26 protein-coding genes and 3 pseudogenes are annotated in these 26,154 nt (G+C 60.2%); 15 read left to right on the top strand and 14 right to left on the bottom strand.

The genetic code is table 11. The features are described 5' to 3' along the window. Positions 1-90: 90 nt before the first annotated feature. Positions 91-1,148, top strand: a pseudogene (locus BLT55_RS19445) (HAD family hydrolase). 61 nt (positions 1,149-1,209) lie between these two features. Here BLT55_RS19445 and trmB read toward each other — a convergent pair. The 4 genes from trmB to BLT55_RS19465 all read right to left on the bottom strand — a co-directional run bounded on the left by trmB (position 1,210) and on the right by BLT55_RS19465 (position 3,481). Beyond that, a complete protein-coding gene (gene trmB, locus BLT55_RS19450; RefSeq protein ID WP_217998814.1) occupies positions 1,210-1,857 on the bottom strand; it encodes a tRNA (guanosine(46)-N7)-methyltransferase TrmB in 648 nt (215 codons plus the stop codon). Between the two features lie 97 nt (positions 1,858-1,954). Then, complete coding sequence (locus BLT55_RS19455) at positions 1,955-2,749, bottom strand: thiazole synthase (RefSeq protein ID WP_054998735.1); 795 nt, start codon at positions 2,747-2,749, stop codon at positions 1,955-1,957. 51 nt (positions 2,750-2,800) lie between these two features. Further along, positions 2,801-3,001 carry a sulfur carrier protein ThiS gene (gene thiS / locus BLT55_RS19460; RefSeq protein WP_007248095.1) on the bottom strand — a complete coding sequence of 67 codons (201 nt, stop codon included), beginning with the start codon at positions 2,999-3,001 and terminating at the stop codon, positions 2,801-2,803. 99 nt (positions 3,002-3,100) lie between these two features. Further along, positions 3,101-3,481 (bottom strand): DUF423 domain-containing protein, encoded by a 381-nt coding sequence (locus BLT55_RS19465; RefSeq protein WP_007248096.1) that lies wholly within the window; start codon positions 3,479-3,481, stop codon positions 3,101-3,103. Positions 3,482-3,561: 80 nt separating this feature from the next. Here BLT55_RS19465 and mtgA point away from each other — a divergent pair, with 80 nt between their 5' ends. Next, a complete protein-coding gene (mtgA, locus tag BLT55_RS19470) occupies positions 3,562-4,272 on the top strand; it encodes a monofunctional biosynthetic peptidoglycan transglycosylase (protein ID WP_054998734.1) in 711 nt (236 codons plus the stop codon). Positions 4,273-4,363: 91 nt separating this feature from the next. Here mtgA and rpoH read toward each other — a convergent pair whose 3' ends face one another. The 4 genes from rpoH to ftsY all read right to left on the bottom strand — a co-directional run bounded on the left by rpoH (position 4,364) and on the right by ftsY (position 8,557). After that, on the bottom strand, positions 4,364-5,218 hold the full coding sequence (rpoH, locus tag BLT55_RS19475; RefSeq protein ID WP_003402233.1) for an RNA polymerase sigma factor RpoH: 855 nt from the start codon (positions 5,216-5,218) through the stop codon (positions 4,364-4,366). Between the two features lie 119 nt (positions 5,219-5,337). After that, positions 5,338-6,372 carry a permease-like cell division protein FtsX gene (gene ftsX / locus BLT55_RS19480; protein ID WP_054079698.1) on the bottom strand — a complete coding sequence of 345 codons (1,035 nt, stop codon included), beginning with the start codon at positions 6,370-6,372 and terminating at the stop codon, positions 5,338-5,340. Further along, positions 6,369-7,040, bottom strand: a complete 672-nt coding sequence (gene ftsE, locus BLT55_RS19485) for a cell division ATP-binding protein FtsE (RefSeq protein ID WP_007248099.1) — start codon at positions 7,038-7,040, stop codon at positions 6,369-6,371. Before ftsE ends, ftsX begins: the two co-directional genes overlap by 4 nt. Continuing rightward, positions 7,037-8,557, bottom strand: coding sequence for a signal recognition particle-docking protein FtsY (gene ftsY / locus BLT55_RS19490; RefSeq protein WP_054998733.1), 1,521 nt, complete (start codon positions 8,555-8,557; stop codon positions 7,037-7,039). The genes ftsE and ftsY overlap by 4 nt, the downstream gene beginning before the upstream one ends. Positions 8,558-8,813: 256 nt before the next feature. Between ftsY and BLT55_RS19495 the strand changes: the two genes are divergently transcribed. The 6 genes from BLT55_RS19495 (at position 8,814) to BLT55_RS19520 (ending at position 14,233) form a co-directional block, all read left to right on the top strand. Further along, the gene (locus BLT55_RS19495) at positions 8,814-10,166 is read left to right on the top strand and encodes a M16 family metallopeptidase (protein WP_054998732.1); all 1,353 of its coding nucleotides are present in this window, start codon (positions 8,814-8,816) and stop codon (positions 10,164-10,166) included. Further along, positions 10,163-11,656, top strand: a complete 1,494-nt coding sequence (locus BLT55_RS19500; RefSeq protein ID WP_054998731.1) for a M16 family metallopeptidase — start codon at positions 10,163-10,165, stop codon at positions 11,654-11,656. Before BLT55_RS19495 ends, BLT55_RS19500 begins: the two co-directional genes overlap by 4 nt. Next, the gene (gene rsmD / locus BLT55_RS19505) at positions 11,656-12,240 is read left to right on the top strand and encodes a 16S rRNA (guanine(966)-N(2))-methyltransferase RsmD (protein WP_054998730.1); all 585 of its coding nucleotides are present in this window, start codon (positions 11,656-11,658) and stop codon (positions 12,238-12,240) included. The genes BLT55_RS19500 and rsmD overlap by 1 nt, the downstream gene beginning before the upstream one ends. 265 nt (positions 12,241-12,505) lie before the next feature. Then, positions 12,506-12,784: a type II toxin-antitoxin system RelE/ParE family toxin gene (locus BLT55_RS19510; protein WP_074800766.1), complete on the top strand. Its 279-nt coding sequence runs from the start codon at positions 12,506-12,508 to the stop codon at positions 12,782-12,784. A gap of 12 nt (positions 12,785-12,796) precedes the next feature. Further along, on the top strand, positions 12,797-13,090 hold the full coding sequence (locus BLT55_RS19515; RefSeq protein ID WP_007248105.1) for a HigA family addiction module antitoxin: 294 nt from the start codon (positions 12,797-12,799) through the stop codon (positions 13,088-13,090). Between the two features lie 114 nt (positions 13,091-13,204). Then, positions 13,205-14,233, top strand: a complete 1,029-nt coding sequence (locus BLT55_RS19520) for a hydrolase (RefSeq protein ID WP_074800769.1) — start codon at positions 13,205-13,207, stop codon at positions 14,231-14,233. Here the strand turns inward: BLT55_RS19520 and BLT55_RS19525 are convergent. Next, a pseudogene (locus tag BLT55_RS19525) lies at positions 14,230-15,087 on the bottom strand (sulfurtransferase). The gene BLT55_RS19520 and the pseudogene BLT55_RS19525 sit on opposite strands and share 4 nt — an antisense overlap. 55 nt (positions 15,088-15,142) lie before the next feature. Then, on the bottom strand, positions 15,143-15,805 hold the full coding sequence (locus BLT55_RS19530; protein ID WP_054998728.1) for a TetR/AcrR family transcriptional regulator: 663 nt from the start codon (positions 15,803-15,805) through the stop codon (positions 15,143-15,145). A 290-nt stretch (positions 15,806-16,095) separates the two neighbouring features. Between BLT55_RS19530 and coaD the strand changes: the two genes are divergently transcribed. Both coaD and BLT55_RS19540 read left to right on the top strand, forming a co-directional pair. Next, on the top strand, positions 16,096-16,575 hold the full coding sequence (gene coaD / locus BLT55_RS19535; protein WP_054084572.1) for a pantetheine-phosphate adenylyltransferase: 480 nt from the start codon (positions 16,096-16,098) through the stop codon (positions 16,573-16,575). A gap of 102 nt (positions 16,576-16,677) precedes the next feature. Beyond that, positions 16,678-16,929: a YfhL family 4Fe-4S dicluster ferredoxin gene (locus BLT55_RS19540; RefSeq protein WP_003316325.1), complete on the top strand. Its 252-nt coding sequence runs from the start codon at positions 16,678-16,680 to the stop codon at positions 16,927-16,929. Between the two features lie 4 nt (positions 16,930-16,933). Here the strand turns inward: BLT55_RS19540 and BLT55_RS19545 are convergent, their stop codons facing one another. The 3 genes from BLT55_RS19545 to BLT55_RS19555 form a co-directional block, all read right to left on the bottom strand. Then, positions 16,934-17,272, bottom strand: a complete 339-nt coding sequence (locus tag BLT55_RS19545) for a hypothetical protein (protein ID WP_007248109.1) — start codon at positions 17,270-17,272, stop codon at positions 16,934-16,936. Between the two features lie 94 nt (positions 17,273-17,366). Beyond that, a complete protein-coding gene (gene mutM / locus BLT55_RS19550; protein WP_007248110.1) occupies positions 17,367-18,179 on the bottom strand; it encodes a bifunctional DNA-formamidopyrimidine glycosylase/DNA-(apurinic or apyrimidinic site) lyase in 813 nt (270 codons plus the stop codon). 45 nt (positions 18,180-18,224) lie between these two features. Further along, positions 18,225-19,037, bottom strand: coding sequence for an HDOD domain-containing protein (locus tag BLT55_RS19555; protein ID WP_174518597.1), 813 nt, complete (start codon positions 19,035-19,037; stop codon positions 18,225-18,227). Positions 19,038-19,276: 239 nt separating this feature from the next. Here BLT55_RS19555 and BLT55_RS19560 point away from each other — a divergent pair. Both BLT55_RS19560 and BLT55_RS19565 read left to right on the top strand, forming a co-directional pair. Further along, a pseudogene (locus BLT55_RS19560) lies at positions 19,277-19,816 on the top strand (type 1 glutamine amidotransferase domain-containing protein). Positions 19,817-19,897: 81 nt separating this feature from the next. Further along, complete coding sequence (locus tag BLT55_RS19565; protein WP_074800772.1) at positions 19,898-21,094, top strand: class I SAM-dependent rRNA methyltransferase; 1,197 nt, start codon at positions 19,898-19,900, stop codon at positions 21,092-21,094. A 268-nt stretch (positions 21,095-21,362) separates the two neighbouring features. Here BLT55_RS19565 and BLT55_RS19570 read toward each other — a convergent pair whose 3' ends face one another. Continuing rightward, positions 21,363-22,109: a TraX family protein gene (locus tag BLT55_RS19570; protein WP_054999820.1), complete on the bottom strand. Its 747-nt coding sequence runs from the start codon at positions 22,107-22,109 to the stop codon at positions 21,363-21,365. Positions 22,110-22,209: 100 nt separating this feature from the next. Between BLT55_RS19570 and BLT55_RS19575 the strand changes: the two genes are divergently transcribed. From BLT55_RS19575 to BLT55_RS19585, 3 genes are all read left to right on the top strand, one after another. Then, on the top strand, positions 22,210-23,250 hold the full coding sequence (locus BLT55_RS19575; RefSeq protein ID WP_007248115.1) for a threonine aldolase family protein: 1,041 nt from the start codon (positions 22,210-22,212) through the stop codon (positions 23,248-23,250). Between the two features lie 127 nt (positions 23,251-23,377). Next, positions 23,378-24,820 (top strand): TldD/PmbA family protein, encoded by a 1,443-nt coding sequence (locus BLT55_RS19580; protein WP_054999819.1) that lies wholly within the window; start codon positions 23,378-23,380, stop codon positions 24,818-24,820. Continuing rightward, positions 24,820-26,145, top strand: a complete 1,326-nt coding sequence (locus BLT55_RS19585; RefSeq protein WP_054999818.1) for a TldD/PmbA family protein — start codon at positions 24,820-24,822, stop codon at positions 26,143-26,145. Before BLT55_RS19580 ends, BLT55_RS19585 begins: the two co-directional genes overlap by 1 nt. Positions 26,146-26,154: the final 9 nt, after the last annotated feature.

Genomic DNA, 26,154 nt, shown 5'->3' on the forward strand with positions numbered 1-26,154 from the left:
TTGGCCTTTTTCGGGTCGCTGACGTACTTTTGCCTTCACAATAATTTGTTACGGTCTGCCCCTTCGTTTTTTGACAAGGGGAAATCGTCTATGAAATTCGCGCCAAAATTGCTGGCCGTTGCACTCTGTGCCGGGCTTGCCAGCCAGGCTTTTGCTGCCACCGAATTGAAGCATTGGCCTGAGCCTGCCGCCAAGGCACTCGACGCGATGATCGCCGCGAATGCCAACAAGGGCAATTACGCGGTCTTCGACATGGACAACACCAGCTACCGCTTCGACCTTGAAGAATCGCTGCTGCCGTACATGGAAAACAAAGGTCTGATCACCCGCGAAACGCTAGACCCTTCGTTGAAACTGATCCCCTTCAAAGACACCGCCGAACACAAGGAAAGCCTGTTCAGTTACTACTATCGCCTGTGCGAAATAGACGACATGGTCTGCTATCCGTGGGTCGCCCAAGTATTTTCCGGCTTTACGCTGCAGGAGCTCAAAGGCTACGTCGATGAACTGATGGCCCTGAAAAAGCCGATCCCTGCGACCTATTACGACGGCGATACCGTCAAGCAGCTCAATGTCGAGCCGCCACGCGTGTTCACCGGGCAGACCGAGCTGTACAACAAGCTGATGGAGAACGGCATCGAGGTCTACGTGATGACCGCTGCGTCCGAAGAGCTGGTGCGCATGGTCGCCGCCGATCCCAAGTACGGTTACAACGTCAAACCGCAGAACGTGATCGGCGTCACCACGCTGCTCAAGGACCGCAAGACCGGCGAATTGACCACCGCACGCAAGCAGATCACTGCGGGCAAATATGATGCGAAAAGCAACATGGGCCTGGAGCTGACGTCGTACCTGTGGACCCCGGCAACCTGGATGGCCGGCAAGCAGGCAGCGATTCTGACTTACATCGATCAGTGGAAAAACCGGTGCTGGTGGGCGGCGACACCCCGACCAGCGACGGCTACATGCTGTTTCACAGCGTGGATGTGAGCAAGGGCGGCGTGCACTTGTGGGTCAACCGCAAGGACAAATACATGACCCAGCTCAACGGCATGATCAAGGCCAATGCCGAAGCACAGGCCAAGGAGAAATTGCCGGTCACGGCGGACAAGAACTGGGTAATCGTCAAGCCGGACGAGATTCAGTAAGCGGCGGGATACGCTTCATTCAGCAAGACCGTGCCCAATTGATTGGGCACGGTCAGCGCATTCAGTCGACTTTCTCGAACTTCAGATCCCAGACACCGTGGCCGAGTTTTTCGCCCCGGCGTTCGAACTTGGTGATCGGCCTTTCCGCCGGGCGCGGCACGTATTGGTTGTCTTCGGCCTGATTGCGATAGCCAGGCGCTACGCTCATCACTTCCAGCATGTATTCCGCGTACGGGCCCCAATCGGTGGCCATATGGAATACGCCGCCAACTTTCAGCTTGCTGCGCACCAAGGCGGCAAACTCAGGCTGCACGATACGGCGCTTGTGGTGACGGCTCTTGTGCCACGGGTCCGGGAAGAACAGCATCAGCCGGTCAAGGCTGTTATCGGCGATGCAGCGGTTCAGCACTTCAATGGCGTCGCAATCGTAGACGCGCACATTGGTCAGCCCTTGGGTCAGCACGCCATTGAGCAGCGCGCCTACGCCCGGGTAATGCACTTCAACGCCGATGAAATCCTGCTCGGGGGCCGCTGCGGCCATTTCCAGTAGCGAGTGACCCATGCCGAAGCCGATCTCCAGCGTGCGCGGCGCAGAGCGGCCGAACACCTGATCGAAATCCGCCGGCGTGTCGGTCAGCGACAGGCCAAACAGCGGACGGCCTTGATCCAGACCGCGCTGCTGGCCTTCGGTCATGCGACCAGCACGCATCACGAAGCTTTTGATGCGGCGGTGCGGGCGCTCTTCGCCTTCTTCGGTAGCAGGCGACTCTGGGTGCGGAACGTGCGAATCAGTCATCAACGGGCTCTTACTTGATCAGGCCATCCAGCGGCGAAGATGCGCTGGCATAGAGTTTTCGTGGCATGCGCCCGGCGAGGTACGCCAGACGACCGGCAATTACAGCGTGCCTCATGGCTTCGGCCATCATGACCGGCTGTTGCGCATGGGCGATGGCCGAGTTCATCAACACCGCCTCGCAGCCCAGCTCCATCGCGATGGTGGCGTCGGAGGCAGTGCCGACGCCGGCATCGACCAGCACCGGGACTTTGGTTTCTTCAAGGATGATCTGCAGGTTGTACGGGTTGCAGATCCCCAGACCGCTGCCGATCAGACCGGCCAGCGGCATGATTGCAATGCAGCCGATTTCGGCCAGCTGGCGGGCGATGATCGGGTCATCGCTGGTGTAGACCATGACGTCGAAGCCGTCCTTGACCAGTATTTCGGCGGCTTTGAGGGTTTCGATGACATTGGGGAACAGGGTTTTCTGATCGGCCAGCACTTCCAGCTTGACCAGGTTGCGCCCGTCGAGCAGCTCGCGGGACAGGCGGCAGGTGCGCACCGCCTCAACCGCGTCGAAGCAGCCAGCGGTGTTCGGCAGGATGGTGTAACGGTCTGGCGGCAACACGTCGAGCAGGTTCGGCTCGCCCGGGTTCTGGCCCAGGTTGGTGCGGCGCACGGCGACGGTAACAATTTCGGCACCGGAGGCTTCGATGGCCAGACGAGTCTGTTCCATGTCGATGTACTTGCCGGTGCCCACCAGCAGGCGCGACTCGAAAGTCCGACCAGCCAGAACGAAGGGCTTGTCGCTGCGAACATTGCTCATCGGTAATCCTCTTTGGAGTGCAGATTGGGGGCGGCGCAGGGCAAGTGCCGACTAGCCACCGCCGATGGCATGAACCACTTCGACCTGATCGCCTTCGCGCAGGACCGTCGCGTCATGCTGGCTACGCGACACGATCTCCAGGTTCAGTTCCACCGCGACCCGACGTCCGGCAAGGTCCAGGCGAGTCAATAACGCCGCGACGGTCTCGCCATCGGGCAGTTCAAAGGGTTCACCGTTCAACTGAATGTGCATGCGACAGCAGCCATCATTTTAGGGGGCCAGCATTCTAGCCCGATCAGCCGGTATGACCAAGGCAAAGCCACGCCATTCGTCTCAAGCGTGGCGTGCCGTTCAGGGCGCGGAACCCAGTCGCCACGCCGCCAGCCCCAGCATCGACCAGCCAAACAGAAACGCCAGACCACCGAACGGGGTGATGATGCCCAGCTTGCTGATGCCGGTCAGGGTCAATGCGTACAGGCTGCCGGAAAACAGCAGAATACCGATGGCGAATGAGAACCCGGCCAGATTGATCAGACGCCCCGGGACCTGCGTCGCCAATACCGCCACGCCAAGCAAGGCCAGCGCGTGGACCAGCTGATAAAGCACACCGGTATGAAAAACCGCCAGGTACTCGGCACTCAGGCGTTCTTTCAGGCCATGCGCCGCGAAGGCGCCCAAGGCCACGCCGGTAAAGCCGAAGACGGCAGCCAGCATCAAAAAGCTACGAAGCATCAGGAACTCCAGGGAAAAATCGTCGGAAGGCGCACGGTCTGTATAATGGCCCGCTCAACGGGTTCGGCCAAGCCATCTCTATGCTGCAAATTATTCTTCGTCGCATCGTCAAAGCCCTGCTGTGGTTCGCCGCAGGCAGCTTTCTAGTGGTTTTGGTCATGCGCTGGATACCGCCACCGGGCACCGCGCTGATGGTCGAACGCAAGGTCGAATCGTGGTTCGACGGCGAGCCCATCGACCTGCAACGTGACCGGGAACCGTGGGACAAGATCTCCGACAACCTGAAAATTGCCGTGATTGCCGGCGAAGACCAGAAGTTTGCCGAGCATTGGGGCTTCGATGTTGAAGCGATTCAGGCCGCCATTCTGCACAACGAACTAGGCGGCTCGATCCGTGGCGCCAGCACCTTGAGCCAGCAGGTGTCGAAAAACCTGTTCCTGTGGTCGGGTCGCAGCTACCTGCGCAAAGGTCTGGAAGCCTGGTTTACCATGCTCATCGAACTGCTGTGGTCCAAGGAGCGCATCCTTGAGGTGTACCTCAACAGCGTCGAATGGGACGAAGGCGTGTTCGGCGCCCAGGCTGCTGCGCAACACCACTTCCGCACCAACGCCAGCACCCTCTCCGCGCAACAGGCCAGTTACCTCGCCGCCGTCCTGCCCAACCCACGACAGTGGAGCGCCAGCCACCCCAGCAGCTACGTCTCCCGCCGCGCCGGCTGGATTCGCCAGCAGATGCGTCAGCTGGGCGGGGATGAGTATTTGCAGGGGTTGAACAACAGTCGTCGGTGGTGATGGGGTCGCAAAGGGGACGCAGAGCGTCGCACGATAGCCACAAACAAAAACGCCCCGATCATCTCGGGGCGTTTTTCGTTGTCAGACAGCCTTACGCAGCGATCGACGTCTTGAGCTTGTTCATCGCGCTTTTTTCCAGCTGACGAATACGCTCGGCGGAGACGTTGTACTTCTGCGCCAGATCGTGCAACGTGGCTTTTTCTTCTGCCAGCCAGCGCTGGTAGAGAATATCGCGGCTGCGTTCGTCGAGTACGTCCAGCGCCTGATGCAGGTTGGCGGTGGAGTTGTCGGTCCAGTCCGAGTCTTCCAGTTGACGCGCCGGGTCGTAGCGGTGGTCTTCCAGATAATTGGCTGGCGACTGGAACGCGCTGTCGTCATCCGCTTCGGCTGCCGGGTCGAAGGCCATGTCATGGCCGGTCAGGCGGCTTTCCATTTCGCGGACTTCACGCGGCTCGACGCCCAGGCTTTCGGCGACGCGATGTACTTCGTCGTTGTTCAGCCAGGCCAGACGCTTCTTCTGGCTGCGCAGGTTGAAGAACAGCTTGCGCTGCGCTTTGGTCGTGGCGACCTTGACGATACGCCAGTTGCGCAGGATGAACTCGTGAATCTCGGCTTTGATCCAGTGCACGGCAAACGACACCAGACGCACGCCCATTTCCGGATTGAAGCGCTTCACGGCCTTCATCAGGCCGACGTTGCCTTCCTGGATCAGGTCGGCCTGCGCCAGACCGTAACCCGAATAACTGCGAGCGATGTGCACAACAAAGCGCAGGTGGGCGAGGACCATTTGTCGGGCCGCGTCCAGATCCTGCTCATAGTAGAGACTCTCAGCCAGTTCACGCTCCCGCTCGGGCGTCAGCAATGGAATGCTGTTGACCGTTTGCACATAGGCCTCAAGGTTTGCACCCGGGACTAAAGCATAAGCAGGTTGCAAAGAAGTGGTCATACGAAAAAACCTCCAGCGCACATAGGATGTGCAGTTCAGCACTAGCCAGATTGACTCGGAACCGCTAACCAAGTTCCTTGATTGTCAAAAGCCGATCTGGTGAAACATTATTTTACGCCTTATCGGGGCGCCAGCTCACGCAAGTGACGGGCGACCGCAATCCAGGCACCGATATACCCTAACAGAACCGCTCCAAGCAAGAGCGAAAAACCATCGGCCAGCGGTACGCCAGCCAGCGCAAAGTCGCTACCGTACAAACCTGCCAGCCCGACGACTGCGCCATTCAGCCAGTCCAGGCCATACGCCAGAACGCCCCAGGAGAGGATTCCCGCCCCGAAACCATACAGCGCGCCCATATAGAGAAAGGGTCTGCGCACGTAGCTGTCCGTACCGCCCACCAGCTTGATTACTTCGATTTCGGTGCGACGGTTTTCGATGTGCAGACGTATCGTGTTACCAATGACCAACAGCAAAGCCGAGACCAGCAGAACCGTCAAGCCGAAAACGAAACGATCACCCAGTTTGAGGATAGCCGCCAGTCTTTCGACCCAGACCAGATCCAGTTGCGCCTGCTCGACTTTCGGCAGCCCGGCAAGCCGGGTACGCAAGGCTTCGAGGGCAGGCTTGTCCACTTCATCCGGCGTGACCAGCACTACACCTGGCAGCGGATTCTCTGGCAATTCTTTAAGTGCCTCGCCCAGACCGGACTGTTGCTTGAACTCGCTCAACGCCTGATCGCTGCTGATGTACTCGGCATCTGCTACGCCGGGCATCGCTTTGATCTCGTCGCGCATCCGCGTGCCGTCGGCAGCGCTGGCGTCCAGATTCAGGTAAATGGATATCTGCGCCGCTCGCTGCCATGAACCGCCAAGACGCTCGACGTTGCTCAGCAGCAACGACAGCCCCATGGGCAAGCTCAGGGCAATCGCCATGACCAGACAGGTGAAGAAGCTGCCGATTGGCTGCTTGCCCAGACGACGCAAGCTGTCCACCAGACTGGAACGATGGCTTTCCAGCCAGGCCGACAGCAGCATGCTGAAGTTCGGGCCGTCATCGTCGTGATCATGACGCTGCTTGTTCTTTTTCGGCGGCAACGGATCGGCTGCTTTGGGCGCGACGCGTTCCGAAACCTTGGGGCTACGTGTAGCACTCATACACCGGCCTCCCCGTCACCGATCAGGCGACCGCGTTGCAGAGTCAGCATGCGATGGCGCATGCGGGCGATCAACGCCAGATCGTGACTGGCGATCAGCACGCTGGTCCCCAGTCGATTGATGTCTTCGAACACGCCCATGATTTCCGCTGCCAGACGTGGATCGAGGTTACCGGTCGGCTCATCCGCCAGCAGCAAGGCCGGGCGATGGACGATGGCGCGGGCAATACCGATCCGCTGTTGCTGGCCGGTGGACAGGTCGCCGGGGTACAGCTCGGCCTTGTCGGACAAGGCCACGCGATCCAGCGCCGAATCGACCCGTTTGGCGATCTCTGGCTTGGAAAGGCCCAGGATCTGCAACGGCAAGGCGATGTTATTGAACACCGTGCGATCGAACAGCAACTGGTGATTCTGAAACACCACACCGATCTGGCGGCGCAAAAAGGGGATCTGCGCATTGCTGATCTGCCCAAGGTCCTGACCGGCCAGCATCAGTTTGCCGGTTGTCGGGCGCTCCATGGCCAGCAACAGGCGCAACAGCGTGCTTTTGCCCGCACCGGAGTGACCGGTGACAAACAGAAACTCGCCGCGACGTACTCGAAAGCTCAGTTCATGCAACCCGACGTGTCCATTCGGATAGCGCTTACCGACCTGCTCGAATCGAATCATGGACGCTCCCGCTCCGCAAACAGAGCCTGAACAAAGGGTTCGGCTTCGAAGGTGCGCAGATCGTCGATCCCTTCACCCACACCGATGTAGCGAATTGGCAAGCCAAACTGTTTGGCCAGGGCGAAAATAACGCCGCCTTTGGCTGTGCCATCCAGTTTAGTGAGCGCCAGCCCGGTCAGGGTGACCGTCTGGTTGAATTGTTTGGCCTGATTGATAGCGTTTTGACCAGTGCCAGCGTCAAGCACCAGCAAGACTTCATGAGGCGCGTCGGCGTCCAGCTTGCCGATCACGCGGCGCACCTTCTTCAATTCCTCCATCAGGTTGTCCTTGGTGTGCAGGCGACCGGCCGTGTCGGCGATCAACACGTCGATACCACGCGCCTTGGCAGCCTGCACGGCATCGAAGATGACCGAAGCGGAATCGGCACCGGTGTGCTGGGCAATGACCGGGATATGGTTACGTTCGCCCCACACTTGAAGTTGCTCGACAGCAGCAGCACGGAACGTGTCGCCCGCTGCCAGCATGACCTTCTTGCCTTCCAGTTGCAGCTTCTTGGCCAGCTTGCCGATGGTCGTGGTCTTGCCTGCGCCATTGACGCCCACCACCAGAATCACGAACGGTTTGTGCTCGGCCTTGATCACCAGCGGCTGCTCGACCGGCTTGAGCATCGCAGCCAGCTCGCCCTGCAACGAGGTGTACAACGCCTGCGCGTCGGTCAGTTGCTTGCGGGCGACTTTCTGAGTCAGGCTCTGAATGATGACCGAGGTGGCCTCAACGCCCACGTCTGCGGTCAGCAGACGGGTTTCGATTTCCTCCAGCAGGTCATCATCGATGGCTTTTTTGCCGAGAAACAGGCTGGCCATGCCTTCGCCGATGCTGGCGCTGGTTTTCGACAAGCCTTGTTTGAGGCGGGCAAAGAAGCCGACCTTGGCATTTTCGGGCTCCTGAACCGGGGCCGGGGCAGGAACAAGCGCCGGAATGGCATCCTGAACGGATGGCACGACTACAGGAGCAGGTTCTGGCTGGCGAGGTGCTGGCGGAACGGACTCTGGCTGAACCGGTTCGAGCGCGGACATACTGACCGGCACGCTCTCGACTACAGGCTCGGAGACAACCGGTGCGATCTCGACCGGTTCAGCCACGTCGGGCTCAGCGCCTTTATAAAAGTGGCTCTGCTCCGGGATTACCGGGGTGACATGCGGTGCACGGTCATCACTGAGTGCGACCGGTTCTTCCGCAACCGGCAAGGTCAGCCACGGCTGTGGTGACGGCTCACCTGGCTCGACCGGCGCTTGCGGTGCAGCAGCGGCGCCTTCAGCTACCGTTTCCGGCACAGACGGCGAGGCGACAGAAGGCTCTGCCTGCGGCGTCGTTTCGACAGCCGGTTCAGGCTGCGTCGGGGTCGATTCGGGTGGCGTTGGCTCGGCTTCCTGCGGCTTCTTGCGCAGCCATCCGAACAGGCCTTTCTTCTCTCCAGCCGCGGCTGGGGTCTTCTTGTCGTCGTTGGAACCAAACATGGAGGACGGCTATCTCAAGGTTGCGGAACGCCAGAGGGCGGCCCGGAAAAATTTTGACATGCAAAACAGACTGCGTTCAGGACGTCTTGTTCACTCAGCGGCCGCTTGTGCAGCTACCTTTACCTGCGTTTCAGACAGGTTTCACTCGCAATCGGCCAGTGAAGGCTGTCTCTGAAGCAAACGGATCGGTATCCTAACACCCCCGCGCCCGCCGACGCTAAGTTCACGCGGGCCGTCTTACAGGTTCGAACTACGAATGAATGCTCTAGCCCACCGCGCCGCAGGCCTGCTGCTCAGCACAGTTTGTCTGCCATTGACAGCACTGGCTGCTGATCCGCAACCGACCCGTGAATTCACCCTCGACAACGGCCTGAAAGTCGTTGTCCGCGAAGATCACCGCGCACCGGTGGTCGTTTCCCAGATCTGGTACAAGGTCGGCTCCAGCTACGAAACGCCGGGCCAGACCGGTCTGTCCCATGCGCTTGAACACATGATGTTCAAAGGCAGCAGCAAGACCGGACCGGGAGAATCCTCGCTGATTCTGCGCGATCTGGGTGCCGAAGAGAACGCTTTCACCAGCGATGACTACACCGCCTACTATCAAGTGCTGGCTCGTGACCGCCTGAGCGTGGCGCTGGAGCTGGAAGCCGATCGCATGGCGACGCTGAAACTGCCGCCCGACGAGTTCAGTCGCGAAATTGAAGTCATCAAGGAAGAGCGTCGTATGCGCACCGATGACAAGCCGATGGGCAAGGCCTTCGAACGTTTCAAGGCGATGGCCTACCCGGCCAGCGGCTATCACACGCCGACCATCGGCTGGATGGCGGACCTGGAACGCATGAAGGTTGAAGAACTGCGCCACTGGTACGAATCCTGGTACACCCCGAACAACGCCACGCTGGTGGTGGTCGGTGATGTGCAGGCGGATGAAGTCAAGGCGCTGGCAGAACGCTTCTTCGGGCCGATCCCGCGCCGCGATGTGCCGCCCTCGAAAAAACCGATCGAGCTGGCCGAACCCGGCGAGCGCAAGATCACCCTGCACGTCAAAACCCAGCTGCCGAGCCTGATTTACGGCTTCAACGTGCCGAGCGTCGCGACCGCTGAAGATCCCCGCTCGGCCAACGCCCTCCGTCTGATCGCCGCCCTGCTGGACGGTGGCTACAGCGCCCGCATTCCGGCACGACTGGAACGTGGCGAAGAACTGGTCTCCGGCGCCTCGTCGCGCTATGACGCCTTTGCCCGTGGCGACAGCCTGTTCATGATCAGCGCCACGCCGAACATGCAAAAGAAGAAGACCCTGGTCGATGTCGAAGCCGGGATCTGGCGCCTGCTCGATGATTTGAAAACCAAGGCACCGTCCGCTGAAGAACTTGAGCGCGTCCGGGCCCAGGTGATTGCCGGCGTGGTGTACGAGCGCGATTCGATCACCAGCCAGGCGACCATGATCGGCGAACTGGAAACCGTCGGCCTGTCCTGGAAACTGATGGACAAGGAACTGGAAGACCTGCAGAGCGTGACCCCGCAGGACATTCAGAAAGCCGCCAATACCTACTTCACCCGTGAGCGCCTAAGCGTTGCACACGTTTTGCCTGAGGAGAAAGCCAAATGATCAAGCGCAATGCTTCACGTCATGCGCTGCTCGGCCTGATCCTGGCTGGCTCGCTCGGAGCCTTTGTTGCCCAGCCGGTGCTGGCCGATAACGCCGCTGTTGCCGAACCAGCCCAGGCCACGCCGACACTGGGCAGCAACCTGCAAACCCTGAAAGAACTGGACGGCAAGGCGCCTGCCCGCCGCGCGCTGAACATCCAGACCTGGAACACCGTCGAAGGCACCAAGGTGCTGTTCGTCGAGTCCCGCGAGCTGCCGATGTTCGACATGCGCCTGATCTTTGCCGCTGGCAGCAGCCAGGACCAGAAATCACCCGGCATCGCCCTGCTCACCAACGCCATGCTCAACGAAGGCGTGAAAGGCAAGGACGTCAGCGCCATCGCTCAGGGCTTCGAAGGCTTGGGCGCAGACTTCGGCAACGGTTCCTATCGCGACATGGCCGTTGCCTCGCTGCGCAGCCTGAGTGCGGTCGACAAGCGTGATCCGGCCTTGAAGCTGTTCGGCGAAGTGGTCGGCAAACCGACCTTCCCTGCCGACTCGCTGGCGCGTATCAAAAACCAGTTGATCGACAGCCTCAAAAGCCAGAAACAGAGCCCCGCCGCTATCGGCAACAAGGCACTGTTCGAGCGTTTGTATGGCGATCATCCTTATGCTCACCCGAGCGAAGGTGATGTCAAAAGCATCAATGCCATTACGCTTGCCCAGCTCAAGGCTTTCCACAGCAAGGCTTATGCGGCGGGCAATGCGGTCATTGCGCTGGTCGGCGACCTGTCACGGGATGAAGCGCAAGCCATCGCCGCACAGGTTTCCGCTTCGCTGCCAAAAGGTCCGGCGCTGGCCAAGGTCGCCAATCCGGTCGAGCCCAAGGCGGGGCCGACACACATCGAGTTCGCTTCCAATCAGACCCACCTGATGCTCGCGCAACTGGGCATCGACCGTAACGACCCGGATTACGCAGCGCTGACTGTCGGTAACTCGGTACTCGGCGGCGGTGGCTTCGGCAGCCGCCTGATGACCGAAGTGCGTGAGAAACGCGGGCTGACCTATGGCGTATCGTCCGGTTTCACGGCCATGCAGGTTGCCGGGCCGTTCATGATCGGTCTGCAGACCCGTGCGGAGATGAGCGAAAACACCCTCAAGCTGGTGCAGGACATCGTCCGCGATTTCCTCGCCAATGGTCCGACCCAGAAAGAACTCGATGACGTGAAACGTGAGCTGACCGGCAGCTTCCCGCTGACCGCCGCCAGTAACTCGGCCATCGTCGGCCAACTGGGCGCTATCGGCTTTTATGACTTGCCGCTGACTTACCTGGAAGACTACATGACCGCCGCCCAGAGCGTGACCGTCGAACAGGTCAAAGCCGCGATGAGCAAGCATCTGAGCGCCGACAAGATGGTCATCGTCAGCGTTGGCCCGACGGTGGAGCAAAAGCCGCTGCCCGCGCCGACTGACACACCTGCTCGCCAACCTGTAGGGGTCCCGGAACACTGATGGCCAATCCACGTCCGAAGGGCCATAACGGCCTGGGTCAGCTTCGTATCATCGGGGGGGAATGGGGCAGCCGCCGCCTGACCTTCCCGGACGCCCCCGGCCTGCGCCCGACGCCGGATCGCGTGCGCGAAACGCTGTTCAACTGGCTCGCGCCGCACATTGCCGGCGCCAAAGTGCTGGATGTCTTCACCGGCAGCGGCGCGCTGTTTTTCGAGGCCCTGTCGCGCGGCGCCAGCATGGGCCTGGCGCTGGACAGCAACGCAGCGGCCATCGCCAGCCTGCGCCAGAACCTCAACGCCCTGAACTGCTCCAGCGGCCAGGTTTCCCAGACCGACGCCTTGCGCTATCTGGAAACCGCTGTTGCAACGCCTTTCGATCTGGTCTTCCTCGACCCGCCCTTCCACCAGGGCTTGCTGGCCTCCGCCTGCAACCTGCTGGAAACCCGAGGCTGGCTGGCCGACACGGCCAGGATCTACACCGAAAGCGAAACCCCGCCATCGACCACCGGCCTGCCCGGCAGTTGGCGGCTGCATCGCGAGAAAAAGGCCGGACAGGTTTATTACGCGTTGTGGCAGCGGGGATAGCGAAAAACTTGTTTAGACGGGGCGCACCAACATTGCGTCCCGCAGATTCGGCAATCGCCTCCATTTGTTAACAAGCTTACCGAAATTCCAGACTGATCCTACGTCGCCCTCGTTGACTCAAGTTTGCAGCCATAGTCCCATTGCTCAAGACCCGTAGACGTGATCGTGGCTCGTCGCCACGCCCGAAAAGGAAGGTTATGAGCAAGGTAAACCGGACAGCGACGCGACAATTGCGGAGTGTGATGTATCGCATCACAATGGGCCGTTGATTGTCAGCTGGAGGCACAAAGGACTGAGGGGTTTTTTCGAAACCGGTTCCACCAGCGGAGTCAGAGTTGATCATTCGAAACACCTGGCGCACGCTCTCGCGATACTGAATAGAGCGAGAACGCCAGATAACGTCAATATACCCGGTTGGAGACTTCATCCCCTTAAAAGGCGAGCTGGCAGGTTCTGGTCAATAACCATTAATGCTAATTGGCGCATTATTTTTCGCTTTCTGGATACAGATGTCGAATTGGTCGACTACCTGGATTACCACTGAACGGAGGTCCCCATGGAAATGTTCAACCCTCCCCATCCGGGTGAGATCCTGCTTGAAGAGGTGATTCCGGGCTTGCAGACCACTGTTACGGAATTCGCCAGTCATTTGGGTTTTGCACGCGAAACGCTGTCTAGAATTCTGCACGGGCACGCACCGGTGAGTCCTGATCTGGCGGTCAGGCTTGAGCGGGCGGGTATCAGCAGCGCGCGCCTGTGGCTGAGTATCCAGGCGGACTACGATCTGTGGCAGGCAGAGCATCGCGAGCAGCCGCCTATCGAGCCTTATGTGAGGGCAAACTCGGGCTAATGCCGATAATGCTCAAATAGATTGTCACGCCACTCGCACACTCCCCTCTTACATCCCGCCCCACTTGATGGCACCGTACAGCATCAGCCCTTGAATAGATCGTCGAGCAATACCGTGCCTACACGCGCCACTTTTCTGTCCCATGCACACCCGTTCACTCCGGCTATCGGGATGAGCAACCCGCATCTGCAAACCCTGTGGGGGCCACTGTTACGCAAGCCGACGCTGCTGGCGCGAACGCGCGAACGGTTGTGGTTGAAGGACGGGGATTTTCTGGACATGGACTGGCACGGGCCGGATGCGGTCGATGCGCCGCTGGTGCTGGTGCTGCATGGCCTGACCGGGTCGTCCAATTCGCCGTATGTCGCAGGGCTGCAAAAGGCGATGGCGGCGCGGGGCTGGGCCAGCGTAGCGCTGAACTGGCGGGGCTGCTCGGGCGAGCCGAATCTGCTGTCACGCAGCTATCACTCCGGGGCCAGTGAGGACCTGGCTGAAGTGATCGCTCACTTGAAAACAAAGCGCCCACTCGCGCCGCTGTACGCCGCCGGCTATTCGCTGGGCGGCAATGTTTTGCTCAAATACCTGGGCGAAGCCGGCAGGCACAGCGACTTGCTGGGTGCGGTTGCGGTATCAGTTCCATTTCGCCTGGATGAATGCGCCAACCGTATCGGCCAAGGCTTTTCCAAGGTCTATCAGCGGCATTTCATGCGCGCAATGCTCGCCTACGTTCGCGAAAAACAGCAGCGCTTTCAGCATGAAGGGCTGACCGAGGGGCTCGCCGAGCTGGCAGCCCTCGGCTCGCTGGAGAACATGCGCACGTTCTGGGACTTCGATGGCCGAGTGACCGCGCCACTGCACGGTTTCGCGGATGCGACGGATTATTACCGCAGAGCGTCCAGCCGCTACTACCTGGGGCAGATCGAGACGCCGACGCTGATTATCCAGGCCAGTGACGACCCGTTCGTCTTCCCTCACAGCCTGCCTGAACCGAGCGAGCTGTCGTCCTGCACCGAATTCGAACTGCATGCCAAAGGCGGACATGTCGGTTTCGTCGAGGGCTCGCTGCGCAATCCGGGCTATTACCTCGAACGGCGCATTCCCCTGTGGCTAAGCGCTGCCCACGAGCGCAACGCCCACGCTTAATCGGCGCCAGTGGCGACTTCTCGGGACGGGTCGGTGATCCACTCGCTCCATGAGCCCGCATACAGCGTCCCCAATGGATAACCGGCCAGGCACAGCGCGAACAGGTTGAGGCACGCCGTCACGCCAGAGCCGCAATAGGACACCAGGCTTTCCGGCGGGCGACCTTGCAGCTTTTCGGCGAACCGCTGCCTGAGCTGTTCGGGTGGCAGAAAAAGCCCGTCCGGCCCGAGATTGTCGCTGCACGGCACACACTGCGCGCCAGGAATATGCCCGGCCACGGGGTCGAGAGGTTCTACGTCGCCGCGAAAACGGGCTTCGGCACGGGCGTCGATCAGGGTCATTTCCGGACGCCCGAGACGCCCCTGCAATCGGCTGGCGCTCAGCAACAGCGACATGTCCGGCTCACCGCGGAACTGTCCGGAAGCATGGCTGGGCGCATCGAGACTGAGCGGCAACCCCGCCGCATGCCAGGCTTTCAGGCCACCATCGAGCAAGTAGACGCCCTCGCGCTTGCCCAGCTAGGCCAGCAACCACCAGGCACGGGCGGCAAACATGGCGGGGCCGTCGTCATACAGCACCACATCGCTGTCAGCGTTGATGCCCCACGCCTGAAAGCTGTGCAGCAAGGCGTCCGGGTCCGGCAACGGATGGCGTCCGGTCTTGCCCTTGACCGCCGGCCCGCTGAGGTCACGCTTCAGGTCGGCAAATGATGCACCTTCGATATGCCCCTGCGCATAGCTGCGCTGCCCGTAATCGGAGTCTTCAAGGGCAAAACGGCAATCCAGAATCACCAGCCCGGGATGTTTCTGGCGGGCGACCAGCTGCTGCGGGCTGATCAGTTGCGCGATAGATATGACACACTCCTGCGACAGAAAACCTGCTAATCAGGCCGCTGAACGACCCGTAAATTCACTCCAGAATCTTTGGCAGCGACGCATGAAACGTTGCGCACAAGGCGTCGAACGCTTCACGGGCCTGCGGGGCGACAAAGGAGGATTCGAGCATAAGCACCTGATAGACACCGCGTCGAATCGCTTCGTCGTTCACGTGCGTGGAATTTTCACGATTCGTGCACAGGAAACGCACCCACGACGTCAACACGATCCAGGTGTTAAGGCTGGTCCACTCGATTTGCGACTCATCCATTTTCAGAATGCCCGCCTTGATGAACCCACGGTAGAGGGTCATCGCCTGCATCAGACAGCGATACGAGAAGCGCCGATAGCGCGCTGCCAGCTCGGCGTCCGAGGTCAGCAGGTGCTCGAGATCGCGATGCAGAAAACGATAGCGCCACATGGCATCGATAATCGCCAGAAAATAATCGCGCTTGTCTTCCATGGTCGGCGGACGGTCGGCGGGCAAGGTCAGAAAGCTGCCCACCAATAGCTCATATTCCCGGAATAGCTCGGCAATGATTACCTGCTTGTTGGCGAAGTGGTAATAGAGATTGCCGGGCGAGATGTCCATGTGTGCAGCGATATGATTGGTGGTCACGCTGCGTTCACCCTGCTGGTTGAACAGCTCCAGGCTGGTTTGCACGATTCGTTCACGGGTTTTGGTACGGGGTGCCATGCTGGGCCGGGCCGCTCTGCTGAGGAGATGGTGGCGATAGTAGCGCAAGCGTTTGAGCAACGGGATAGGCCGACAGTGGCAAATCGACATAACGCCTGACCTGCAAACTATTACGGTATTTCACAGATTAATATCAGAACGTCAGATACCCCCACAATCAGGGCATTTCGTGCGAAACATGGCCGATAATCGGCGCAATACGACCTTCAGCGCATGTCGGGCAGCTTGGCCCGTCGGGAAGGCTGCGATACCATCCGAGTCCCACAACGGACTCCGACCAGGACGACGCGATGAACCGAGTGTTGTACCCAGGCACCTTCGACCCTATTACCAAGGGCCATGGAGATCTGGTCGAACGCGCCTCGCGCCTGTTCGACCAAGTGGTCATTGCCGTTGCCGCCAGCCCGAAGAAAAACCCGCTGTTCCCGCTGGAGCAACGTGTCGAGCTGGCTCGCGAGGTCACCAAGCACTTGCCCAACGTGGAAGTCGTCGGGTTTTCCACGCTTCTCGCGCATTTTGCCAAGGAGCAGAACGCCAACGTCTTTCTGCGCGGTCTTCGTGCAGTGTCGGACTTCGAATACGAGTTCCAGCTGGCCAACATGAACCGCCAGCTGGCACCGGACGTCGAAAGTCTGTTCCTCACGCCGTCCGAGCGTTACTCGTTCATTTCCTCGACGTTAGTGCGTGAAATCGCTGCATTGGGGGGAGATATCACCAAGTTTGTCCACCCTGCCGTCGCTGATGCGCTGACCGAGCGCTTCAAGCGCTAGGCCCTGACGCTGCAAGTCAAGGTGCATCCCGAAGCCTAATGCGGCACAATTCGCCGCATTGGTTTTCATATGCCCCGGCGTCGGCTGCGGCAGGAGCAATTCATGTCCCTTATCATCACTGACGATTGCATCAACTGCGACGTCTGCGAACCCGAGTGCCCGAACGAGGCGATTTCACAAGGCGAAGAGATCTACGTGATCAATCCGAACCTGTGTACCGAATGCGTGGGTCATTACGACGAGCCACAGTGCCAGCAGGTCTGCCCGGTCGACTGCATTCCGCTGGACGAAAATCACGTCGAAAGCAAAGAGCAACTGATGGACAAGTACCGGATCATCACCAGCAAGGCCTGATCCTTTACCGCTGCTTTGCGTATCCGTCACCGGTGCAGCCCAGGCAGCGCACAAAGGCTGCCTTGCCCGGATCGACCACCAGCGCCTTGCCCGTCGCCCCGAGATTGCCGCCCGCTGCCGCAAAGGGCGAAGCGATCACGAACAGACCGGTGCCGATAACCGTCGCCACGATCAGCAATGGCCTGGCAATGAGCAGGTCACCGATCATGGCGTAGGCCGGCGGATTCTGGATGGCATAGACCGGGTCACCACTGCCTTCGTTGACGTCGCCTGCGATGGCGGGCATCGCCTGCAAGCCTATGAACAACGCCAGCGTGGCAGCGAGAATACGAAACAGGCTCATGGCGTGGTCCTTCAGGCGTAGCGAATTGAGGTGCCATCACTATAAACAGGGATGGGGGTAACGCAAGTGGCCCAAGGTCTACGGTCCGGGAATTTCAGCGCTGGCACTTCGGGCAGTAGACGCTGGCACGCTGGCCCAGCTTGATCTCGCGCAACGTCGTTCCGCACACCTTGCAGGGCTGCCCGCCACGGCCATAGACGAACAGTTCCTGCTGAAAGTACCCCGGCTTGCCGTCGCCGCCGATAAAATCCCGCAGCGTCGTGCCGCCGCGCTCGATGGCGTAGGCCAGAATGCGTTTGATCTCGATCGCCAGTTTCAGATAGCGCGCTCTGGAAATGGTTTTGGCCTCTCGACGCGGGTCAATGCCCGCCGCGAACAGTGCTTCGCTGGCGTAGATATTGCCCACGCCCACAACCACAGCGTTGTCCATGATGAACGGCTTGACGGCAATCGACTTGCCACGCGAGCGCTCGTAAAGCCGCTCGCCGTCGAACAGATCGGTCAGTGGCTCCGGCCCGAGCCGAATCAGCAGTTCATGGTTGTGCGGGTCATGACTCCAGAGCATCGCGCCGAAACGACGCGGATCGGTGTAGCGCAGGGCCAGACCCGACTCCAGCTCGATGTCGACATGCTCATGCTTGAGGGCCGGCAAGCCGGCTTCGACCAGACGCAGGTTGCCGGACATGCCCAGATGACTGATCAGGGTACCCACCTCGGCCTGGATCAACAGGTACTTGGCGCGCCGCTCAACCTGCACAATGCGCTGCCCGGACAAGCGCACATCCAGATCTTCGGGGATCGGCCAGCGCAGACGACCATCACGGACAATGACGCGGCTGACACGCTGACCTTCGAGATGCGGCGCAATGCCCCGGCGGGTGGTTTCGACTTCTGGTAATTCAGGCATGGATAACTCGGTCGTGCGAAAAAGAAAGCCCGGCGGCGCGCTGGATCAACGCGCACCCAGTTCGCGAATGCTTTCCCTCAGGTATTCAAAGTCGTACTCGGACAACGCAACGTAATCGAGCACCAACGGCCCGACACTCTCCCAATCGTGATCGACATCCTGACTGCCCAGAACGCGATAGGACTGGCAGATATGTTCGGCCATTTTCAGCGGCGCCAGCAGGTTTTTGAGCGTGGGATCGCGGCTGGAGTCGTCCTGGAAAATCGCCAATGCGTTGTGATGATTGGCGATGGCGTTGGTGACATGCTCCGGCAGACGCCAGGATTTGGCGGTGTAATAACCCACCACCGAATGGTTGGTGTCGTACGCACGGTTTTCGGTGTCGACAACACGGCAGTCAGGCCCGGCATTGGCGTAGGCGTCTTCCAGCACCGTCATGTAATTGGGGAAGCGCTTGAGCATCAGCGGGATGCCGCAGTCATGAAACAGGCCCAGTGCGTAGGATTCATCGACAGTCTGTGAGCCAATGCGCTTGGCCAGCGTCAGACTGGTCATTGCGACGTCCTGCGCCGTATCCCAGAAACGGTTCAGGGCGACGATGGTCTCGTCCGTCATCTCGCCCCGAATCGACTGCGCGTTGATCAGGTTGATCACGGTCCGACTGCCCAGCAGATTCACGGCCTTCTCGATCGAGGCGATCTTGCTGGACAGCCCGTAGTGCGCCGAATTGACGATCTTCAGCAGCGCTCCAGACAGCCCCGGGTCTTGCGCAATCAAGCGCGCAATGACGCCCAGGTCCGGATCAGGCATGTACTGTTCCATCTGCAGATCCACCATGATCTGCGGCTGGGGCGGCACGCTGATGCCCTGCAATGCCAGCTGTATCTGCTCGGAGGTAAGCTCTTCGGACATAGGTATTCACTCGCGATAATGGCTGGATTCTCCGCTCTTGAACGTGAACGGTCCATCTCCACCGACGAAGATTTTCTCGGAACTTTGGCGTGTGTACAGCTTCGGACCCTGTGTACGTGGCGTAGACGGCAGCCTCAAAAAGGCTCGCCGTGCGCTATTCATGAAGCCTGACACTGGAGGATCACATGTCCAAATCACTGACTGGCAAGCGCATCGCAATTCTTGTAACCGACGGTTTCGAGCAGGTCGAATTGACCGGCCCCAAAGAAGCCTTGGAGCAGGCAGGTGCCACCGTGGAAATTCTTTCTGCAGAAGAAGGCCAGGTCAAAGGCTGGAATCACGACAAACCGGCTGACGACTTCAACGTCGACCGGACCTTCAAGGCGGCCAATGCCAGCGACTAACACGGCGTGGTACTGCCAGGCGGCGTGCAAAACTCCGACACCATCCGCACCGACGTCGACGCGCAGCAGTTGGTCAAGGACATCGACGCGTCCGGCAAACCACTGGCGGTCATCTGTAATGGCGGCTGGTTGTTGATTTCTGCAGGTCTGGTCAAAGGCAAGACACTGACCAGCTTCAGCTCTCTAAAAGACGATCTGGTCAACGCCGGTGCCAAATGGGTTGATCAGGCCGTTGTAACGGATGGCACGCTGATCAGCAGCCGCCAGCCTGACGACATCCCGGCCTTCAACAGCACGCTGATTGAAGCGCTGTCCGCATAATACATCGCGTTAATCGTCGTCATCCCGGTGCACAACCGGGATGACGCGCTATAATCCCGCTCTTTTTTCAGGAGCGACGTCATGTCCCTGCCTAGCTTGCGCCTCAAAGCCAACGCCGACCGCCGCCTGCGCGCCGGTCATCTGTGGGTCTACAGCAACGAGATCGACGTAGCCGCCACGCCGCTGAATGGTTTTGCGGCCGGCGATCAGGCACTGCTGGAAGCCGCGGGCGGCAAACCGCTGGGCATCGTCGCCATGAGCCCCAACAACCTGATCTGCGCTCGCCTGCTGTCGCGCGACATCAAGCTGCCGCTCGACAAGTCGCTGCTCGTTCACCGCATCAACGTCGCGCTGTCACTGCGCGAGCGCCTGTTCGACAAGCCGTTCTATCGCCTGGTGTTCGGCGATTCCGACCTGCTGCCGGGTCTGGTGGTCGATCGTTTCGGTGACATCCTGGTGGTCCAGTTGGCGTCGGCCACCATGGAAAACCACAAGGAAGACATCGTCGCGGCGCTGGTTCAGGTCATCAAGCCCAGCGGCATCCTGTTCAAGAACGACTCGGCGGCCCGCGATGCGGAAGGCCTGAATCGTTATGTCGAGACTGTATTCGGCCTGGTGCCGGAATGGGTCGCGCTGGAAGAGAACGGCGTGAAGTTCGAAGCGCCGGTCATGGCCGGGCAGAAGACTGGCTGGTTCTATGACCACCGCATGAACCGCGCGCGCCTGGCGCCATATGTCAAAGGCAAGCGCGTGCTGGACCTCTACAGCTACATCGGCGGCTGGGGCATTCAGGCAGCTGCATTTGGTGCCGCCGACGTGACCTGCATCGATGCTTCGTCTTTCGCCCTCGATGGCGTGGAGCGCAATGCGGCGCTGAACGGTTTTGCCGAAAAAATGACCTGCATCGAAGGCGACGTGTTCGAAGCCCTGAAGGAGCTGAAGGCTGGCGAAGAGCGTTTCGACGTGATCGTGGCCGACCCGCCTGCGTTCATCAAGCGCAAGAAAGACATGAAGAACGGCGAAGGCGCCTACCGTCGCCTGAACGAACAGGCCATGCGCCTGCTGTCCAAGGATGGCATTCTGGTCAGCGCTTCGTGCTCGATGCACCTGCCGGAAGACGACCTGCAGAACATCCTCCTGACCAGCGCCCGCCACCTGGACCGCAATATCCAGCTGCTGGAACGCGGCAGCCAGGGCCCGGACCATCCCGTCCACCCGGCAATTGCCGAAACGCGCTACATCAAGAGCATCACCTGCCGTTTGCTGCCCAATAGCTGATCCTCGAAGGGCTACTCTGTGTCGAGCGATAGCTGAGGTTATCGTTCCGCACGCCCCAGCGCTCATTGTAATACACAAGCATGCTTTTGATTCTGGCCGAAGGCCGTGGGAGTGGACCGGGCGACGCTTCGCTTGCCCACGAAGGGCCGATACATTCTCCGAATGTGCATCGTTTGAACCAGCGTCTTCGCGGACAAGTCCGCTCCCACAAAAGCGCCCCAGTGGAATACCGTTCGCGACGCTCTGCGTCGCACGACAGTTGCTGTTCTCAGACCCGCCCCACCACCGCCCGCACTCCCAGCAACAACAGAAAATGCAGCGGGTAGATCGCGTAGGCCCAGCGCCGCATCGGGATCACTGCGAAACCCGGCTTACTGCGCAGCAATGTCATGCCAAGCGCGGGCGCCAACACGCACGCAACTATCGACCCCACGGAAATCGGATCGCCCCAGCTCGCGCCGGCAAACATCTGCGACCAGGCGTTGCCTGCCAGACAGAAAATGGCCGGAAAAACCGAATACCAAACGCGCTTTTGCAGCACCAGCACAAAGACCAGCGGCAACAGCACGCCGGAAAATCCGAACATCAGGTATTTCTGAAACATCGCCGTCAACAACAGTGCAACGATGGCCATGACTCGAGTGGTCGGGTTGCGCTGCTGCCAGCCCTGCGCAATCACCAGCCCCAGCAACAAGGTCGGCATCACGTTTAGCACCGTCGCATCGGCCATGAACAGCCGATACGGAATCTCCGCCAGCCCGGCAAACACCAGCAACCAGCCCAGATAACGCCACTGCACGCGCGGGGTGACAATCGCTGCACTGCGCCGCGACAGATTCACCGCAATCGCCAGGCAGAACCAGGGAAAGGCAAAACGCCCCGGCACGTAGAGAAAATCAACCGACCAGCCCACATAACGCAGATGATCGAGCACCATGCTCAGCATCGCCAGCCATTTGAGCAGGTCCAGCGCCTTGTTGCGTCCCGGCAGAAAAGGCGGGTTGGAAAGATCCATATCACTCCTGATCGGTTCAGTCAGTCATGCAGTCAACACATGACCGCACCCCGTATTGTCGCTAAAGTGCGCAGCCTAATAGGTCCACAAGGAATCGGCCATGACAGACCAAAGCCAACAGTTCGCCAGTGACAACTATTCCGGTATCTGCCCCGAAGCCTGGGCCGCCATGGAACAGGCGAACAAGGGCCATCAGCGTGCATACGGCGACGATCAGTGGACTGCGCGTGCGTCAGATGATTTCCGCCGTTTGTTCGAAACCGATTGCGAAGTGTTTTTTGCCTTCAACGGTACGGCAGCCAACTCGCTCGCTCTGTCTTCGTTGTGCCAGAGTTACCACAGTGTCATCTGTTCGGAAACGGCCCACGTCGAAACCGATGAGTGCGGCGCGCCGGAGTTTTTCTCCAACGGCTCGAAACTGCTGACGGCCCGCAGCGCTGGCGGCAAGCTGACCCCGGAATCGATCCGGGAAGTGGCGCTCAAGCGTCAGGACATCCACTACCCCAAACCTCGCGTCGTGACCCTGACCCAGGCCACCGAGGTGGGCGGCGTTTATCAGCCGGAAGAACTCAAGGCGATCAGCGCCACCTGCAAGGAACTGGGACTGCATTTGCACATGGATGGCGCGCGATTCTCCAATGCCTGCGCGTTCCTGGACGCTTCCCCGGCCGAGCTGACCTGGAAGTCGGGTGTCGATGTGCTATGTTTCGGCGGCACCAAAAACGGCATGGCGGTGGGTGAGGCGATCCTGTTTTTCGACCATGACCTGGCCGTGGATTTCGACTACCGCTGCAAGCAGGCCGGGCAACTGGCGTCGAAAATGCGCTTCCTGTCTGCGCCGTGGGTCGGGCTGCTGGAAAACGACGCGTGGCTCAAGCACGCACGCCATGCCAACCGCTGCGCGCAATTGCTGGCTGAGCTGGTCAAGGACATTCCGGGCGTGGAACTGATGTTCCCGGTGCAGGCCAACGGTGTATTTCTGCAACTGTCGGAACCGGCCATCGCGGCGTTGACGGGCAGAGGCTGGCGCTTCTACACCTTCATCGGCAATGGCGGCGCACGCTTCATGTGTTCGTGGGACACCGAAGAAGAGCGCGTGCGTGAACTCGCCGCGGATATCCGCCTGGTGATGCAGGGCTGAAGCGTCTGGCTCAAAGCTTGCAGATGAAGTCTGGCAATCCTGGGGGGTTATCTCCCTCTCAAAGGCAATCGGCTCAAAAGGCCGTCCGGACTTTACCGACCACCCCCTCAAGAAGGAGCTTGTCTGCATGTTCGATTTCTCCGCCCAACTCAAGCAGCACTTCGCGGCCCTGCACAGTGAGGCGCAATTTTTTTCCGTGCGTTACGTGCGTCGCACCGGCCAACGGCTGTGCGTGCGCAAGAACGTGGCCGAACCACCGTCGCTGAGCAGCGATGAAGGCGCAATGCTGACCGTGCGCCTGAACGGCGTCGAAGCCTACGCTGCCACTAACGATATTTCCCGCCAGGGTTTGCAAGCGGCCCTTCAACAGGCCGAGGCACTGGCCAGGCGTCTGGCGCCGCATGCCTTGCTGGACCTGAGCACGCAAGCCGTGTCGACCGCCAGAGCGGACTATCTGTCGCCGAACATCGACCAGGCCTTCCCACCGCTGAGCGACTGCATCGGCCTGCTGATGGGCGAGTCGAATGCGGTGCCGAAAGACGAGCGCCTGGTCAACTGGCAAGCCACGCTGGGGCTGGAAACCGTCGAACAGATCTACTTCAACAGCGCAGGCGCCGAGCTTCGTCAGGCGCAGCGTTTTGTCTTTCCCGGCATGAGCGTGACCGCTTACGACGGGCGCGACAGCCAGACGCGCAACCTCGGCGGCGACAACTTCGGCCAACAGGGCGGCCTCGAAGTGCTGAGCAATTGCGGGCTGATCGGCTCTGCCGCACGCGTGGCCGATGAGGCCTTGCAGTTGATCCTCGCACCTAACACGCCGTCCGGCCCACGCGATCTGTTGTTGATGCCGGACCAGATGGTGTTACAGATTCACGAATCCATCGGCCACCCGCTGGAGCTGGACCGGATTCTCGGTGACGAGCGTAATTACGCCGGCACCAGCTTCGTCAAGACATCGGATTTCGGCAGCCTGCAATACGGTTCCAGCCTGTTGAACGTGACCTTCGACCCGGAGATTCCCGAACAATTGGCCAGTTACGCGCACGATGACGACGGCACCCCGGCGCACAAGCAGTTTCTGATTCGCGAAGGCCTGCTGCTGCGTCCGCTCGGCGGCGCGCTGTCGCAATACCGCAGCGGCCTGGACGGCGTGGCCAACAGCCGCGCCTGTAGCTGGAACCGCGCGCCCATCGATCGCATGGCCAACCTGAATATCGAGCCCGGCGATCAGTCGATGGACAGCCTGATCGGCACGATCGAGCACGGTATTCTGATGTCGAGCAATCGCTCGTGGTCCATCGACGATGCGCGCAACAAATTTCAGTTTGGCTGTGAATGGGGCCAGTTGATCGAAAACGGCGAGCTCAAGGGCGTGGTGAAGAACCCCAACTATCGGGCGATTTCTGCGCAATTCTGGAAAAACCTCAGCGCCGTTGGCGATGCGAGCACCTTCAAAGTGCTGGGCACCCCCAACTGCGGCAAGGGTGAGCCAAACCAGGTGATCCGGGTCGGCCACGCCTCCCCGGCGTGTGTGTTTGCCAATGTCGATGTATTCGGAGGGGACGCCTGATGTCGCACCAACAGCAATTCGAGGCGCTGGTCGCCGTGCTCAAGGCGGCGCTCAGCCCGAGCGAACAGTTCACCCTGGCCTACGACGCCGAAGCGTCGGATTTCATCCGTTTCAACCACGGGCAGGTCCGGCAGGCCGGGTGCGTGCAGCAGGTGATCCTGACCTTCAAGCTGATTGACGACGGGCGTCACGCCAATCTGGAAGTGACGCTGTCCGGCGATACCGAAACCGACACCCGGCGTCTGACTGAGGCCTTGCAGCAGTTGCGCGACACGCTGCCATCGCTGTCGGAAGACCCGTATCTGCTGCCCAACACGCAGGCCTGGCAGAGCAGCAACGTGCAAAACCTGCCGCTGCCGGACAGCGCACAGGTCGTGGAGCAGATCAGCGCACTGGCTCAAGGTCTCGACCTGGTGGGCTTTTATGCGGCAGGCCCGTTGTATCGCGGTTTTGCCAGTTCCTGGGGTGCACTGGGCTGGCATCAGGGCAACAGCTTCAATTTCGACTGGAGCCTGTTTCATGAAAACGGCCAGGCGGTGAAAGCCAATTACGCCGGTCACGACTGGAACAACGAGGCCTTCGTACGTCGCTTCGAACAGGCACGCGAGCAACTGGAGTTTCTCGGACGCCCGCTGCATGTGCTCGAACCAGGGCAATACCTTGCGTATCTGGCACCGGCGGCAATGGATGAAGTGATCAGCATGCTCACCTGGGGCGGGTTTTCCGCTCAGGCGCTGGCCAGCAAACGCAGCCCGCTGCAACGGCTGTATGACGGCGACACGCCGTTCAGTGCCATGGTCAGCATCGACGAGCAGGTCACCGGCTCGCTCTCGCCTGCGTTCTCGCGCGAAGGCTACCCGCGCAAGGATCTGGCGCTGATCGCCAACGGGCAAGCCCGCGAGCGCCTAGTGGATTCGAGCAGTGCCGCCGAATATAACTTACCCGCCAACGGCGCGGATTATGGCGAAGGGCCCAGCGCCCTGAGCATGGCCGGGGGTTCGCTGGAGCTGGATCAGATCCTTGAAAAGCTCGGCACCGGCCTTTACATCAGCAACCTGTGGTACTTGAACTTCTCGGACCGCGCCGCCGCACGTCTGACCGGCATGACACGCTTTGCAACTTTCTGGGTCGAAAATGGCCAGATCGTCGCCCCGGTCAGCACCATGCGCTTCGATGACAGCGCCTACAGCCTGCTGGGCAGTGCGCTGGAAGACCTGACCCGCAAGCGGGAGCTGATCCTGCAATCAAGCACCTACAGCCAGCGTCAGACCGGCTCTACCCACTTGCCCGGCGCGCTGATCAGTCGAATCACCTTCACGTTATAGCAGGAGCCT

The organism is Pseudomonas cannabina, assembly GCF_900100365.1.
In the GTDB taxonomy this organism is placed as follows: domain Bacteria; phylum Pseudomonadota; class Gammaproteobacteria; order Pseudomonadales; family Pseudomonadaceae; genus Aquipseudomonas; species Aquipseudomonas cannabina.